Source organism: Prauserella alba, from assembly GCF_024171735.1.
Lineage (GTDB): Bacteria > Actinomycetota > Actinomycetes > Mycobacteriales > Pseudonocardiaceae > Prauserella > Prauserella alba.
In genome coordinates this window covers 338,824-352,763 of the sequence record NZ_JAMTCH010000005.1, presented here as the reverse complement: position 1 = coordinate 352,763, position 13,940 = coordinate 338,824, and the positions used below count along the sequence as shown (strand labels likewise).

Below are 13,940 nucleotides of genomic sequence, written 5' to 3'. Positions count from 1 at the left end.
TTCACCGTCTACGAAGGAGTAGTCGCATGCCGCTCGACCCCGCCGTTCAGGAGCTGCTGAACGGATTGCAGCAACAGGGTTTCCAGTCGTTCGAGAAGGTCGGCGTCGCGGCAACCCGCGAGGCCGTCGAGAGTTTCGTTGGTTTGCAGAAGCCGGGTCCACAGGTCTCGCGGGTCGTCGACGTCTCGTACGGCGACGAGGCCGGCCAATGTGCGCGCATCTATGTTCCCGACACCGGTACGAGCGCGCCGCTGCCGGTCGTGTTCTACGCCCACGGCGGTGGCTTCGTGGGCGGCGACCTCGACGTGGTCGATTCGCCGGCACGATTCCTCGCCGACGACCTCGGCGCAATCGTCGTCACGGTCACCTACCGTCGTGCCCCGGAAGCGAAGTTCCCCGCTGCACACGACGACGTCTTCGCGGCGTTGCAGTGGGTCGGCAAGGAGATCGGATCGTACGGCGGCGACCCGGAACGGCTGGCCGTGCTCGGCGACAGCGTCGGCGGAAACCTCGTCGTGTCGGCCGCGCTGCGCGCCCGCGAAACGGGTGGACCGGACGTAGCGGCGCACGTCATGGTCTACCCGCTCATCGACCCGGCAGCCGACACCGCGTCCCGGCGCGAGTATGCCGAGGGCTACATCATCCACCTGGCTGCACTGGAGTGGTTCAGAGCGCAGTATGTCAACGGGCCCGATGACGTTGCCGATCCGCGGCTGAACATCGCCGGGGCACCATCGCTCGGTTCGCTGGCGCCGACGCTGATCCTCACCAATGAGTACGACACGTTGCGGGACGAGGCGGAACAGTTCGGCGACTCCCTGCGAAAGGCGGGTGCCGAGGCGACCGTGCGCCGGTTCGACGGCCTCGTCCACGGCGTGTTCTGGATGTCCGGTGCCGTGCCGCGCAGCGAGGAACTGCACCGTGCCGCCGTCGATTTCCTCCGCGACCGACTCCGGTGATCGCTTCGGCGGTCCCGGCCGTGGTCGTCCCCGCGGCCGGGACCGCCGGTTCCACACGTCGATGCGGCATGGAGGTATCCGCGATGACACTCGACCCCCGCCTCGTACGCGACGGGTTCGGCCGGTTCGCGACCGGCGTGACCGTGGTGAGCTGCGCAGCACCGGACGGCACCCCGCACGGGGCGACGGTGAACGCGTTCACGGCCGTGTCCCTCGAACCCGCGCTGTGCCAGGTGACGTTGACCCGTACGTCCAAGGCAGGCGGGTATCTCACCGACGCGCCGTTCGCCGTGAACATCCTGTCGGCCAAACAGCAGCACGTCGCCTGGCATTTCGCGGGCAAACCGCAGGAGCGGCCACCGGAATGGGCTCACGGCCCGACGGCGCCCGTGCTGCTGGGCAACGCGGCGACGATCTCGTGCCGGCCGTGGCGCGTCTATGACGGAGGTGACCACGTGCTCGTACTCGGCGAGGTGGCAGACATCGAATTCGGATCCGCGGAGCCGTTGCTGTTCTTCGGCGGTCGATTCCACGAACTCGGCACCGTCGATTCCCAGCCGCACTGGGTGGCGTCCATGGACTGCCCCGAGGCGAGCTGGTTCGGGCTGCCGTCCGACGTGGCGTTCTCCCGCATTCCCGCGTGAGGGCCGCATCCCACCGTTCCAACCACGAAAAGGAGTAGGCGATGACACTTGAGCAGGAAGCGCCGGCGGCTGCGGAACAGCAGCGCACCACCCGTCCGATGACGGGTGAGGAGTACATCGAGTCCATTCGCGACGGCCGCGAGGTGTTCATCTACGGAGACAAGGTCGAGGACGTTACGGAGCACCCGGCGTTCCGCAACTCCGTACGGATGACCGCGCGGCTGTACGACGCCATGCACGACCCGGACCGCCGGGACAAGCTCACGACGCCGACCGACACCGGCAACGGCGGCTTCACGCACCCGTTCTTCCGTACCCCGCGCAGCAGCGGCGACCTCTTCGCCGACCGCGACGCGATCGCCGAGTGGGCACGTATGACCTACGGCTGGATGGGCCGCAGCCCGGACTACAAGGCGTCCTTCCTCGGGACCCTGGGTGCCAACGCGAACTTCTACGAGCCGTTCGCCGACAACGCACGGCGCTGGTACACCGAGTCGCAGGAGAAGGTCTTGTACTGGAACCACGCGATCATCAACCCGCCCGTGGACCGCGACCGGAACCCGGACGAGATCAAGGACGTGTTCATCCATGTCGAAGAGGAGCGCGACGACGGCCTGATCGTCTCGGGTGCCAAGGTCGTCGCGACCGGATCGGCGATCACGAACTACAACTTCATCGCCCACTACGGACTGCCGATCAAGAAGCGCGAGTTCGCGCTCGTGTGCACCGTCCCGATGGGTGCACCGGGGATGAAGCTGATCTGCCGGAACTCGTACTCGAACACCTCCGACGTCATGTCGTCGCCGTTCGACTATCCGCTGTCGTCCCGATTCGACGAGAACGACACGATCTTCGTGCTCGACAGGGTGAAGATCCCGTGGGAGAACGTGTTCATCTACGGCGACGCGGAGAAGGCCTCGACGTTCTTTCCCGGATCCGGCTTCCTGCACCGCTTCACGTTCCACGGCGTGACGCGGCTCGCGGTAAAGCTCGACTTTCTCGCAGGCCTGTTGATGAAGGGTGTGGCCGCCACCGGCACCAAGGACTTCCGCGGTATCCAGACGCGCGTCGGCGAGGTCATCGGCTGGCGCAACATGTTCTGGGCGCTCTCCGACGCGATGGCGGCCAACCCCGACCAGTGGGTCGACGGGGCGGTACTGCCTCATCTGGACTACGGACTGGCCTACCGCTGGTTCATGACCGTCGGCTACCCTAGGATCCGCGAGATCATCATGCAGGATCTCGGTTCCGGCCTCATCTACCTGCCGTCGAGTTCGGACGACTTCCACTCGGACGAGGTGCGGCCCTACCTCGACAAGTACGTGCGCGGCTCGAACGGCATGGACTCGGTCGAACGGGTCAAGCTGATGAAGCTGATCTGGGACTCGATCGGCAGCGAGTTCGGCGGCCGCCACGAGCTCTACGAACGCAACTACTCCGGCAACCACGAGAGCGTGCGGGCCGAGATGCTGTTCAACGCTCAACAGTCAGGCGCAGCCGACTCGATGACCGGCTTCGCCGAACAGTGCATGGCCGAGTACGACCTCGACGGCTGGACGGTGCCGGACCTGATCAATCCCTCCGACGTGAGCCTGCGGAGGTGAACCGATGACCATGACCGAGCAGTCTCCGAGTGCCGTCGACTCCGGAACGTCCGCGACCGAGGCGTTTCGCGTGGCCAGGCGCGAGTCGACAACCACCGACATCTCACCGCAGCGGGTCGGCGACGTGGTGGGCTCCGTTCTCGCCGGCATCCACGACGCCATCCGCTCGCGCGAGGTGACCTACGACGAGTTCCAGGCCGCCAAAGCATGGCTCATCGAGGTCGGTGAGGGCGGGGAGTGGCCGCTGTTCCTCGACGTCTTCGTCGAGCACACCGTCGAGGAGGTGGCAGCTCGCGCACAGCGCGGCACCAAGGGCAGCATCCTCGGGCCGTACTACCTGCCCGGCCAGGTGCGGCTGCCGTCGACGTCGAAGCTCCCCATGCGGCCCGACGAGAAGGGGACACCGCTGGTCTTCGCGGGTCGGGTGCGGGACGTCGACGGCAACCCGGTGGTCGGCGCGGAGCTGGACATCTGGCATGCCGACGACGACGGCTACTACTCCGGGTTCGCACCGCACCTGCCCGACGGCATCCTGCGCGGGGTCGTCGAGGCTGATACCGACGGCCGGTTCGAGATCGGCACGGTGCAACCCGCGCCTTACCGGATCCCGACCGACGGGCCCACCGGTGCGCTGATCGAGGCCGCGGGCTGGCATCCGTGGCGTCCGGCGCACCTGCACCTCGTCGTGCGGGCTCCCGGCTTCCGCAGCATTACGACGCAGCTGTACTTCTCCGGCGGCGACTGGCTCGACTCCGACGTAGCGCAGGCCACCAAGCCCGAACTGGTTCTCGCGCCGCAGTCGCAGGGTGACGGGACCCTCCGGTCGGAGTACGACTTCGTGCTCGAACCGGCCGGATGACCGGCCCGCTGGGGTGGGCGCGGCGCTGGTCGCGTCGTGCCCACCCCAGCGCCTGAGGACGTGGATCGATCCGAGGAGGTGTAATGACCCGAACCGCCGGAGTGGCCGAGCGCGCGGGCACGCTGTGGTGGGGACTCACCGACGTGCCCGCCGACCTGGAGCCACGTTCCGTGACTCTCGGGGTCTTCGACGGCATGCATCGCGGCCACGCCCGGGTGCTGCAACGGGCGTGTGCCCAGGGGCTGCCGACGGTGTTGGTGACCTTCGACCCGCACCCCGGACGCGTGGTCGGACCGACGCGCGACACGGCGGCGCTGTGCAGCCCCGAGCGGCGGGCCCGGCTCGCTTGGTCCCAGGGTGTGGACGAGGTGTGTGTACTGCCCTTCAGTCGGGCGTTCGCGGACCTGTCGCCCGCGGAATTCGTGTCCGACGTACTGGTGGGGCGGTTGCACGCGGCGTCCGTGGTCGTTGGGGCAAACTTCACGTTCGGCCGTCGCGGTTCCGGTGACGTCGAAACGCTACGGGAGGCGGGTGCGCGGCACGGGTTCGCCGTAGAGGGCGTCGAGCTGCTGTCGGTCGCCGGCGACACCCCGTGCTCGTCAACGTACATCCGGACCTGCGTGCGGGATGGCGACCTCGCGGCGGCCGAGCGCGCGCTCGGCCGACCGCACCGGCTCGAAGGCCCGCTCGTCGAGGGAGTTCTGAAGGTGGACGACTACGCGGCCATGCCTCCGGCCGGACGGTACGCCGGGAGACTGCCCGACGGCCCGCGTGTGGCCGTCGAGGTCACGGCGTCGTGTGTCGTGGTGCGGGGTGACGGCGTACCGGAGGGCGGGCACATCGAGGTCGACCTCGTCGCAGAAGCGTAAGCCCGGGGCATCGACAACGCGGGGGTCGTATTCGCGGTACGGGCGGTGGCCGGCGCCGGGTATCTGACCGGCATGATCGTCAGGATACCGAGTCGAGCCGCGACCTCGTAGCGGCACGTCGCCTCGATCGGGATCGGCGCTGACAACAGGGATATGCGTCGCGGCATCGCGCTCCCGATCTGCTGGCGACCTCAACCGGCTCGACGGCGGTGCCAGACGGTACTCGGCAGCCTAGACACTTATGCGGTTCTTGCTGCCGCGATCTCGCTGAACGGTTCACCGAGCGTCCGGAGGTGAAGACCGGCCCCTCGCAGGAGCGTACGGTCGAGTTTTCCACGAGTATCGAGCACGACGTCGCCTCGCATGTCCCTAGCAAGGTGGTGCCACGGCAGTTCGGCGAATTCCGGCCATTCCGTCAGTACGAGGACCACGTCGGCGCCCGCGACTGCCGCGGTTGCACTTTCCGTGAGTGTGAGCTGACCGGCTGTCGGCGTGGCGGAGGCGTCGATAGCGGGGTCATACGCGGTGACGTGGGCTCGACGTGCCGCCAGCAGGTTGGCGATATGTAGAGCTGGGGAGTCACGCAGGTCGTTCGTCGCGGCCTTGAAGGCGAGACCAAGTACGGCGACCCGCGCACCGGTGAGCGGACGCGGTAGGAGTTGCTCGACAAGGGTGACGATGCGTCGTTGGTGATATGCGTTCGTTTCGAGCAGGGCGTGGAGCAGTCCGAGGTCCGTCGTAGTGCGGGTGCCCGTCGATACCAGTGCCCGGACGTCCTTGGGTAGACATGGACCGCCCCAGCCGGGGCCTGCGTCCAGGTAAGTGTTTCCGATGCGGGGGTCGTGTCCGATGCCGGTGCGGACGTCGGTGATGTTGGCGCCGATGTGTTCGCAGAGCTCGGCCAGGGTGTTGGCGTAGGTGATCTTGAGCGCGAGGAAGGTGTTCGCCGCGTACTTGATGAGCTCGGCGCTTGTCGGGTCGGTTTCGACGACTGGGGCGTCGAGGCTGGTGTAGAGGGAGGACAGGTAGCGGGTCGATTCGGGTTCGTCGGCGCCGATGACGATGCGGTCGGGGTTCAGCCAGTCGTGAATCGCGTGTCCTTCGCGGAGGAATTCGGGGTTGCTGATCATCGCGATGTCGGGGCGATCGAGGACGGTGACGAGCTGCCGTTGGGTGCCTGGTGGAACGGTGGATTTGAGGATGATCCGCCGGCCGGGCGAGAGGTGTCGACGCAGATGTGGCAGCCAACTCCGGACGGCTGCGAGGTCGGCGGAACCATCGACACGGGCTGGCGTTGGCAGGCAGAGTAAGACGGCGTCGGAACCGCCGATCCGGCTCCCGGGGTCAGTGGAGAAACTGAGGTGACCGGTCTGCTGGTGTGCGCGGACCATCTCGGGAAGGCCGGGTTCGAGCAGGTCGATCTCCCCAGCTTGGAGCCGGTGAACCCGCGCGGCGTCCGCGTCGATGGCGTGGACGCGGTGGCCGAGGTGGGCCAGGCATGCTGCGGTGGTTAGTCCGACGTAGCCGGCGCCGAGGACGGTCACGGTTTCCATGAGGTGTGCTCCCGTCAATGCTCAGTGGCCGAGGTTGGCGAGGAGTCGGCGGCCGAGGTCGACGAGGTAGTCGTCTCCGTGTTGGAGTCCGTGCGCCATGCTCGTGACGGCTTCGAGGGCCGTGACGTGGTGCAGCACGGCGGTGTCGTTGGTGTCCAGCGGGCCATAGGCGTCGAGGAACGCCTCGCGCAGGTCTGGCCGCTGGGGCCATATTCGTGTCGCGAGGCGTGCCAGGTCTCGGGCGGCGAGGTCTTCGCGGCTGTTCTCGAAGTCGATGACGCGGGTGCGTCGGTCGGTGTGCCACAACAGGTTTCGTGGTTGGAAGTCCAGATGGCAAGGCGCGACGCGGGCGTGCGTGGTTGATCGGAGAAGACGAAGGTGTTCGCGTACGAGGTGGGCGTCGTGCTGGGTGATGTGGTGGCCGAGCCGAGCGAGCCAGTGTTCGCCACGGTCGGCCAAGTAGTCGGTCATGTCGCTGGCGGCGGCTTGAGCGGGAAGGGAATGCAGTCGTGCGAGGATGCGGCCAGCATCGCGATGCGCGTCGCGTTCGTCGTCGGGGCCTAGCGATTGGGTGTCCAGCGGCGTTCCTGGGAGTGCGGTGATGACGATCCCGTGCAGCTCGGGTGCTACGGCGATGAGCTCCGGGGCAGCCGAACCAAGGTGCGGTGTCCACGCGCGGTAGGCGTGCACCTCCCGCTCATGCAGGGACGGTGACCGGTGCAGCTTGGCGATGAGATCGACGCCGCGTCCTCGCATTTTCACCACGGTGCCGGTGGCATGACCGAGCTGACCGGTAGCGATCTCTACGGGCGTGTGGAGCGCGGACTCCGCGAGGTCACGGAGGCGCGCAAGTTTGTCGGATTCGTGGCTCACGTGATCACCTCCATCGGTGAGCGAAGGTGGTTCGTGTCGTTGTGGCCCGCCAACATCCAGACGTCGTGCCCGAACGTGTTGCGGTGACGCTGCCACCGCGTCAAGCACGAATGACCGGTGATCTGTCCTGCCAGCTCGGTGTCGTCGAGCGGGAGTGGGAGGAACAACGCGAAGCTGGCTTCGATGGTTTCGCCGTGGGCCGCGATGAGGACACGTTCGCCCTCGTGCTTGTCGAGGATCCTGCGGAGCACGGCACGGCAGCGCGAGATGAACGCGTTCCACGTTTCCGCCCCGGCGGCGATGGGCCGATGCGGGTACTGCTGGGGTCGGCCACCGAAGCGTCGCTTGATCGCCGTCCACGGCCGTCCGTCGGCCTCGCCGTGGTCGAGGCCGCGCAAGGCGGGCTCGACGCGGGTTTCGAGGTTCAGCTGGTCCGCGAGGTGCGCGGCGGTGTCGACGGTCCGTCGTCGTGGACTTGTGTAGAGGGCACTCATCGGCGCGGTGGTGTGTTCCTGGTCGAGGCGGACGGCGAGCCGGCGGACTTGAGCGTGGCCCTGGTCGGTGAGGCCTGTGCAGGTCGCTTCGCCACCGACGATGCCGGCGACGTTGCAGTGGGCCTCGCCGTGGCGCGCGAGGATGAGCTCGGTGGTGACGGGCATGCGCTTATCGACTCCTTGATGGCAGTGGTGTGCGGGCGGCTACGACGACGTCACCAGCGGTCCAGGGGCGGGTGTGTTTCCAGCTGTGGGTGTAGTGGCGGCCGATCCAGGGGGCGGTGAGTAGGTGGTGGAGTTCGGCCCACACTTGGACGTATTCCAGCGGGCATTCGGCCGCGCTGATTCCCATCGCTGTGCGGTAGGTCTCGAGTGTGTTGAGCACTAGCTCGCGGGGGCGGTCACCGAAGGTCATGGCGAGGGTGACGATGAATTTCGCGAGGTCGTAGCCGATGGGGGCGAGTGTGAGGGTGTCGAAGTCGACCAGGACGGGACCGCGCGTGGGCGAGATGATCACGTTGCGTGGGTTGGCGTCCTTGTACAGGGCAGCGGGTAGATCCGCGGCGAGCCAGCGGTCGACGATATCGCCGGACAGTGGGCTCGACACGGACGCGAGGGCCGTACGCAGGCGGTCCCGGCGCGGCGGGGCGAATCCGGAGATCGTGTGCCCGCTCGGTAGGAGATACGGCTGGTTCACGTCGACGCGGTCCAGCCCGGCGTCCCACGCGGCTCGGTGCACTCGCCCGAGCGTCTCGGCCACGACGGCGGCGTCTCGTGGTGTCGCGGTGGGTCCGGTAACGAACTCGAAGTCGACCACGGTGCCGATGTTCTGAACCACCACGGGTAGATCCACGTCTGCGTCGAGCTCGGAGAGCCATCGGTGGTGTTCGATGGCCGCACTGGCGCTGGCGGCGTCGCGGAACGTCTTACGGAAGGTGCGTGGTGTCATGTCGCGCTCGCCACGACGTAGGTCACGGTGGACTCGGTCGTTACTCCGTGTCCATTCAGGACGAAAGTGAACCGTTCTGCCAGGCTTTCCGGGGCATGGTGGGAGTACCTGGGGTTCGTCGCGAGGTACGCGGCGAGATGGTCGGCGTCAGCGAACTGGAACCGATGGCGGTCGTGACGCACGGCCTGGACACGAAGCTCCTCCGAGACCACGGACTCCGCGTTGCCGCTGTGGAAGCTGTCATACAGCGACGACCGGCTACGGGCGTCGGGGGCGAGCCCGGACGCGGCGGCAAGCTCGTCGAGCGTCGCGTAGCTGTCGGCGGATTTGGTGACGAGGATGGCCCGGCCGCCCGGGCGCAGACAGCGGCGAAACTCGGCGAGCACGGTTTCCGGTGCCGGCGAGTGGTAGAGACAGAACGCGGCGACGACGACGTCGCAGTCGTCGTCGGGCAGTGGAATGTCGTGGAAGTCGGCCGCGACGAAACCGACGCGGGCCTCGCCGTCGGGAACGTTGTCGCAGACGCGGCGGCGGGCTTCCGCTAACAAAGCTGGTGACGCGTCCAGCGCGGTGACCCGCCGCGGCCACCATCGCCGCGCGAGGTGTGCTGTCGTACCACCTCGTCCGCATCCGACGTCGAGGAGATGACCGGGGCCAACTTGTCCGAAACCCGCGATGACACTCGCAACCGGTTCACCCTCGAACTTCGCGCTATGCAGCGCTGCGGTGCGTTGCGTGAGCCGGCTCGCGTCCCCGTAGAGCGCGTCACGGCGGCGCTCGTCGAGGAACGGGTTGGTGGATTCAGTCATGATCGGCGTGGGCCTGTGGAGAGGGTGGCAAGGTAGCGACGCACGGCGCGGCGGCTGGTGAGGGTGACGACGGTGCCCGCGGCGTGTTCGTCGAGCAGCGCCCGCACTTTCGGGCGCATGGTCTTGCGGTAGCCGAGGATGTACTTGACGAAGCCCCAGTTCAGGTTCCCGCGCAGGTGGCGCGAGAGCTCGTCCGAGGCGCGGTGTTGCCTGCGGCGCCTCAGGATGCCCCACAGGCACACCAGTGGGTGGATGTCGAGGAAGATCACGACGTCGGCTGCGGCGAGCCGGATGGGCATGGTCGAGGCGTAATTGCCGTCGAGAATCCACTCCTCGCCTGCGACCAGCTGTCGCTGGACGGCTGCGAACTCCTCCTGGCTCAGCGGGTTCCAGTCCTGGTCGTAATAGACCATGTCGAGGTGGGTGACGGGGAGATCAAGACGGGTGCTGAGCTGGCGGGCGAGGGCGGATTTGCCTGATCCGCCACAGCCACAGATGGCGATCTTCTGCACGGGGTTCCCTCCGGAATCGGATCCGAGTGGGCGGTGTTGACGAGTGTTCACGGTGTCAGGCTTGTCAGCTCGGTTCGGGCAGCAGGCAAGAGCGCGTCGAGGTGATCGAGCTGGGTACTGAGGCGAAACAGTTCCAGCCGTGCGGCGCATGCCGTTAGTAGGTCCGCCCGATGCCGCTCAGGCATGTCCATCAGTCGCGAGACACGGTCGGCCGTGTCGCTACCCGAGGTGACGTGAAGACTGGTCGGGACGAACCGCGAGGCGGACCGGATAGTGACGGGAGTCAGAGGCAGGCATCCGGCCAGGACCGCTTCGAAGATTCGCTGTGTCATGTGTCCACGGCGTGCGTATCGTTCGGGTAGTAGGAGTACGGTCGAGGTCGCGTCACGGTAGAGGTCCTCGACGACGATGAACGGGACTCTGCCGGCGAACCGCACGTGCGGCCACCGGTTGGTATTGGTCCACTTCCCGGCGACGCGGTGGGCATGCCGGGCGGCGGCCGGGGCGAAATAGGTGTCGAACGCGTCGTCGCGATCGTATTGGTTGCCGACGTACACCAACGGCCACTGCCGGGCGCCGGCGGCGACCGCACGGGGGTCGAAGGAGTCAAGGACCTCGTCGGCGATCGGGAACAACAGGCTGTGGGCACCCGGGCTGGGGTGCAGAGCTGGTTCGGCCACGGTGATGCTCGGGTGCTGGCGCAGGTGATCCTCGGCGGGGAGCCGTTGGTCCTTGTCCCAGAGGATCGTCGGCAAGCCCTGTTCGGTGTAGTAATCGAGCAGTTCCCGCTGACGATGCAGGTCGCATGTGTGGCCCGGTTGGCCGCAGGGTGTGGTGTTGCGGCCGGGGATGGGCCAACGCCATTCGAGGATGAGCACGTCGATTTCGGGCAGTCCGTCGGCCCACGTGTAGGTCTCGCGTAGGTCGGTGCCCGCTTCGGTGAGGTCCCGGTTGGCTTGGAGGAACACGACCTCGTGCCCGGCGGCGATCAACCCGTCGATCAAGGTATGGCGGTGGCTGCGCCCGCCGTCCGGGGTGTCGGTGACACCAGGTCCGAGGAAGCCCCAGAGGCTGTATCCGATGCGCAGCCCGGACGCGGTGGTGGTTCTCGTCATCGCGTCACCCACCGATCGTCGAGCAGGAGCGCGTCGATGCCGGACTCGGTCAGGCATTCCAACGCCATCTCCGGAGTGCCACAGATGGGCTTGCCCTTGATGTTGAGCGAGGTGTTGATCAGCACGGGAACTCCCGTGATAGCCGCGAACTCGGTCAGCACCTCGGCCAACAGCGGATTCTGCTCGGCGTCCACGGTCTGTACGCGGGCGGTGCCATTGGTGTGCACGATGCTCGGGACGAGCTGCCGGGCCAGATCGGTCACGGGGGCCGCCATCGACATGAACGGGGACGGCTGTCGCAGCGAGAAGTAGTCCACGGCCTTGTCGGCGAGCACGACCGGCGCGAAGGGCCGGAAGGATTCGCGATACTTCACCGTCGCGTTGAGCCGATCGACCACACCAGGGGCAAGCGGAGAGGCGAGGATGGACCGGTGCCCCAGCGCCCGTGGGCCCGCCTCGAGCCTGCCGGTGAACAGACCCGCGATCGTCCCGTCGGCGAGTTCTCGAGCCAGCTTGCGGGCCGGACGATCCACGGCACGCACGCGCAGCCCGGTGGCAGCCGGGATAGCGGGCTCAGGGAAGCTCGGCCCGAGGTAGCAGGCGCCAGCAACCCCGGTCGGCAGCGTCCCCCGCGCCCGCACCCATTGTTCGATCGCGGCGCCGATGGCAGTGCCCGAGTCACCAGGTGCCGGAGGAACCATCACCTCGTCGACCAGGTCGCTCTCGGCGATGCGGCCGATGCCGACGCAGTTCATCGCGACCCCGCCGCCCACACAGAGCGTGCTCTGTCCCGAGCGGCGGGACGCCTGCGAGGCGAGGTGAAGCATGACCTGCTCGGTGCGTTCCTGCAGGGCCGCGGCGAGATCACGGTGCACCACCTCGACCGGTTCTTCGGGGCGGCGGGCGTGGCATCCGCGCTCGACGAACGCGCGCGTGATCCGCGATGCTCGCCCGGACAACATGCGAAGGTGAAACAACGTCGGGTCTACGGTGAAGCCCGTCTCGGTGAGCCGCACCGCGTCGGAGAACAGGTTCCGGAATCGAGCCGGATCGCCGAGCGCGGCCAGGGCCATCACCGTTCCTTCCTCGTCGCCGCGCCGCCAGCCGAGATGCTCGGTCACAGCGCCGTAGACGTATCCGAGCGAGGCTGGATCGGACAGCGCTGCGAGTTGTTGATAGTGCACCCGCTCGCTGGAGGAATCCGCCAGGGCGGTGCTGGTGGTGGCGGTTTCGCCGAGACTGTCGGCAACCAGCACGGCTGCCCGGGAGCGGCCCGAGGCGGCGAAGGCGTACAACCCGTGTGCCCGGTGATGCGGCACCGCGACCACACACGCGTGCGGAAACCGAGCTCGAAGCTGTTGTAGACGGTCGTGAGTGCGGTAGGCGACCTTCACGAACGAGCGCGCACGCGGTAGAGCACGCGCGGCGGTGTCACGACGTACCACGTAGCGCGCCGAGGCGACGGCCGCAGGCAGGTATCGGGCGGCAACGAAGTTGTAGGCCACGACGTCGATGTCGTGAGTGGACAGTCCGGCGGCATCCAATAGCCACGCGATAGCGTGGGTTGGGTATGACCGGTCATGTTTGATCCCGCTGAGCCGTTCTTCTTCGCAGAACCCGACGAGGTGTCCGTCCACGATGAGCGCCGCGGCCGAATCGTGTGTGAACGCGCACAACCCCAGAACCACGCGCGCCGATCGCCTGCTCACGCCACGACCTCCTTTGGCGAACTCGGCGTGGCGGGCGCGGCGGCGATCGTCTCGGGACGATCGGTCAACAGCGCGTACCAATCCCGCAGCGCTGTAGCCAGCGGGCCACTCTTGTTGGCGATGGTGGCTTGGGCGGCGTCGCGGTTCCCGCTTTTCCACCGGCGGTAGCTGGCCACCACGACTGCGAAGTCGTCCCACCCCACGTGACCGACCGGTTCACCGGCGATGACTTGAGTCAGCAACGCGTCGAAGTCGCGCCACGGCACGGCCAGCGGCGGCATCACCGACCGAGGGCCCAATGGAGACGGAAGGCCCGCGGCAGGTCTCAGGTGGTTCTCGTAGAGGTGGAGCGAATCGACCGCGTGGTGGTACTCGCCCAGTTCAGCGTCGACCCAGCCCGCGAGGAGCTCGTGCAGGATCGTGAAGGTGAACAGGTCGTAGGGCAGACCCAGCCACGCGTCCTGGCTGCGCATGCTGGTGAACATGTGCAAGGCGCCGTCACGTAGCGAGAACCGGTAGCCCAACGTGCAGGGCACATCCCGGTAGCCGGCGAAATCAGTGGCGGGGTCGAACAGCGTGATCACCGCCTGCCGGGTCGACGGGTCCGACAACAACTTGCGCCGCACCGCGTCGAGCTGGTCAACCTCGCCCCGCCATCGCCGCAGTCGGGGCCCGTACGCCCCCTGGAGTCGGCCGTAGTCGGTGAACCGGCGCAACCGCTCGTTGAAGGTGAAGATCCATTCCCCGTCGGAACCGGACAAGATCCACAACGCTTCCGCAGCGGCGAACGCGGGGTTCAGCACGCGCGCAGGCGCGGCATCGACCAACCTCTCGCGCGGGTTTCGGAGGACCAGCTCCGCGCCCAGAACTTCTCGGGTGGACATTCCCCGCGGAGCTACGTCGCGGCCCCGCCGCGATACCGACGCGCACGTCCGGGCGAACAAGCGCGTCGCCTCGTCAGCTGCTAACGACAACATGCAGTATCGGTTCC

General features: G+C 67.4%; 14 protein-coding genes. 5 read left to right on the top strand and 9 right to left on the bottom strand.

The genetic code is table 11. From position 1 onward, the window contains the following. The first annotated feature begins 26 nt into the window (after nucleotides 1-26). From LY12_RS17295 to LY12_RS17275, 5 genes are all read left to right on the top strand, one after another. Nucleotides 27-959 carry an alpha/beta hydrolase gene (locus LY12_RS17295; protein ID WP_253857992.1) on the top strand — a complete coding sequence of 311 codons (933 nt, stop codon included), beginning with the start codon at nucleotides 27-29 and terminating at the stop codon, nucleotides 957-959. An 83-nt stretch (nucleotides 960-1,042) separates the two neighbouring features. Beyond that, nucleotides 1,043-1,603: a flavin reductase family protein gene (locus LY12_RS17290; protein ID WP_253857990.1), complete on the top strand. Its 561-nt coding sequence runs from the start codon at nucleotides 1,043-1,045 to the stop codon at nucleotides 1,601-1,603. 41 nt (nucleotides 1,604-1,644) lie between these two features. Next, on the top strand, nucleotides 1,645-3,207 hold the full coding sequence (locus LY12_RS17285; RefSeq protein WP_253857989.1) for a 4-hydroxyphenylacetate 3-hydroxylase family protein: 1,563 nt from the start codon (nucleotides 1,645-1,647) through the stop codon (nucleotides 3,205-3,207). Between the two features lie 4 nt (nucleotides 3,208-3,211). Next, entirely contained in the window at nucleotides 3,212-4,066 is an 855-nt protein-coding gene (gene catA, locus LY12_RS17280) for a catechol 1,2-dioxygenase (protein ID WP_253857988.1), read from the top strand. An 83-nt stretch (nucleotides 4,067-4,149) separates the two neighbouring features. Then, nucleotides 4,150-4,935, top strand: a complete 786-nt coding sequence (locus tag LY12_RS17275; RefSeq protein ID WP_253857986.1) for a cytidyltransferase — start codon at nucleotides 4,150-4,152, stop codon at nucleotides 4,933-4,935. A 239-nt stretch (nucleotides 4,936-5,174) separates the two neighbouring features. Here the strand turns inward: LY12_RS17275 and LY12_RS17270 are convergent, their stop codons facing one another. Genes LY12_RS17270 through LY12_RS17230 form a run of 9 tightly spaced genes read right to left on the bottom strand, consistent with a single transcriptional unit; the run spans nucleotide 5,175 to nucleotide 13,926 of the window. Then, nucleotides 5,175-6,488: a UDP-glucose dehydrogenase family protein gene (locus tag LY12_RS17270; protein ID WP_253857984.1), complete on the bottom strand. Its 1,314-nt coding sequence runs from the start codon at nucleotides 6,486-6,488 to the stop codon at nucleotides 5,175-5,177. Nucleotides 6,489-6,509: 21 nt separating this feature from the next. Further along, nucleotides 6,510-7,361 carry a phosphotransferase enzyme family protein gene (locus LY12_RS26140; RefSeq protein ID WP_253857982.1) on the bottom strand — a complete coding sequence of 284 codons (852 nt, stop codon included), beginning with the start codon at nucleotides 7,359-7,361 and terminating at the stop codon, nucleotides 6,510-6,512. Then, nucleotides 7,358-8,020, bottom strand: coding sequence for a histidine phosphatase family protein (locus tag LY12_RS17260; protein WP_253857980.1), 663 nt, complete (start codon nucleotides 8,018-8,020; stop codon nucleotides 7,358-7,360). The genes LY12_RS26140 and LY12_RS17260 overlap by 4 nt, the downstream gene beginning before the upstream one ends. A 4-nt stretch (nucleotides 8,021-8,024) precedes the next feature. Continuing rightward, nucleotides 8,025-8,804: a phosphotransferase gene (locus tag LY12_RS17255; RefSeq protein ID WP_253857978.1), complete on the bottom strand. Its 780-nt coding sequence runs from the start codon at nucleotides 8,802-8,804 to the stop codon at nucleotides 8,025-8,027. Continuing rightward, nucleotides 8,801-9,613: a class I SAM-dependent methyltransferase gene (locus LY12_RS17250; RefSeq protein ID WP_253857976.1), complete on the bottom strand. Its 813-nt coding sequence runs from the start codon at nucleotides 9,611-9,613 to the stop codon at nucleotides 8,801-8,803. The genes LY12_RS17255 and LY12_RS17250 overlap by 4 nt, the downstream gene beginning before the upstream one ends. Continuing rightward, nucleotides 9,610-10,125 (bottom strand): P-loop NTPase family protein, encoded by a 516-nt coding sequence (locus LY12_RS17245; protein WP_253857974.1) that lies wholly within the window; start codon nucleotides 10,123-10,125, stop codon nucleotides 9,610-9,612. The genes LY12_RS17250 and LY12_RS17245 overlap by 4 nt, the downstream gene beginning before the upstream one ends. Nucleotides 10,126-10,172: 47 nt before the next feature. Next, nucleotides 10,173-11,240 carry a hypothetical protein gene (locus tag LY12_RS17240; protein ID WP_253857972.1) on the bottom strand — a complete coding sequence of 356 codons (1,068 nt, stop codon included), beginning with the start codon at nucleotides 11,238-11,240 and terminating at the stop codon, nucleotides 10,173-10,175. Beyond that, nucleotides 11,237-12,949 (bottom strand): carbamoyltransferase family protein, encoded by a 1,713-nt coding sequence (locus LY12_RS17235; protein ID WP_253857970.1) that lies wholly within the window; start codon nucleotides 12,947-12,949, stop codon nucleotides 11,237-11,239. The genes LY12_RS17240 and LY12_RS17235 overlap by 4 nt, the downstream gene beginning before the upstream one ends. Beyond that, complete coding sequence (locus tag LY12_RS17230; protein WP_301302789.1) at nucleotides 12,946-13,926, bottom strand: thymidylate synthase; 981 nt, start codon at nucleotides 13,924-13,926, stop codon at nucleotides 12,946-12,948. Before LY12_RS17230 ends, LY12_RS17235 begins: the two co-directional genes overlap by 4 nt. Nucleotides 13,927-13,940: the final 14 nt, after the last annotated feature.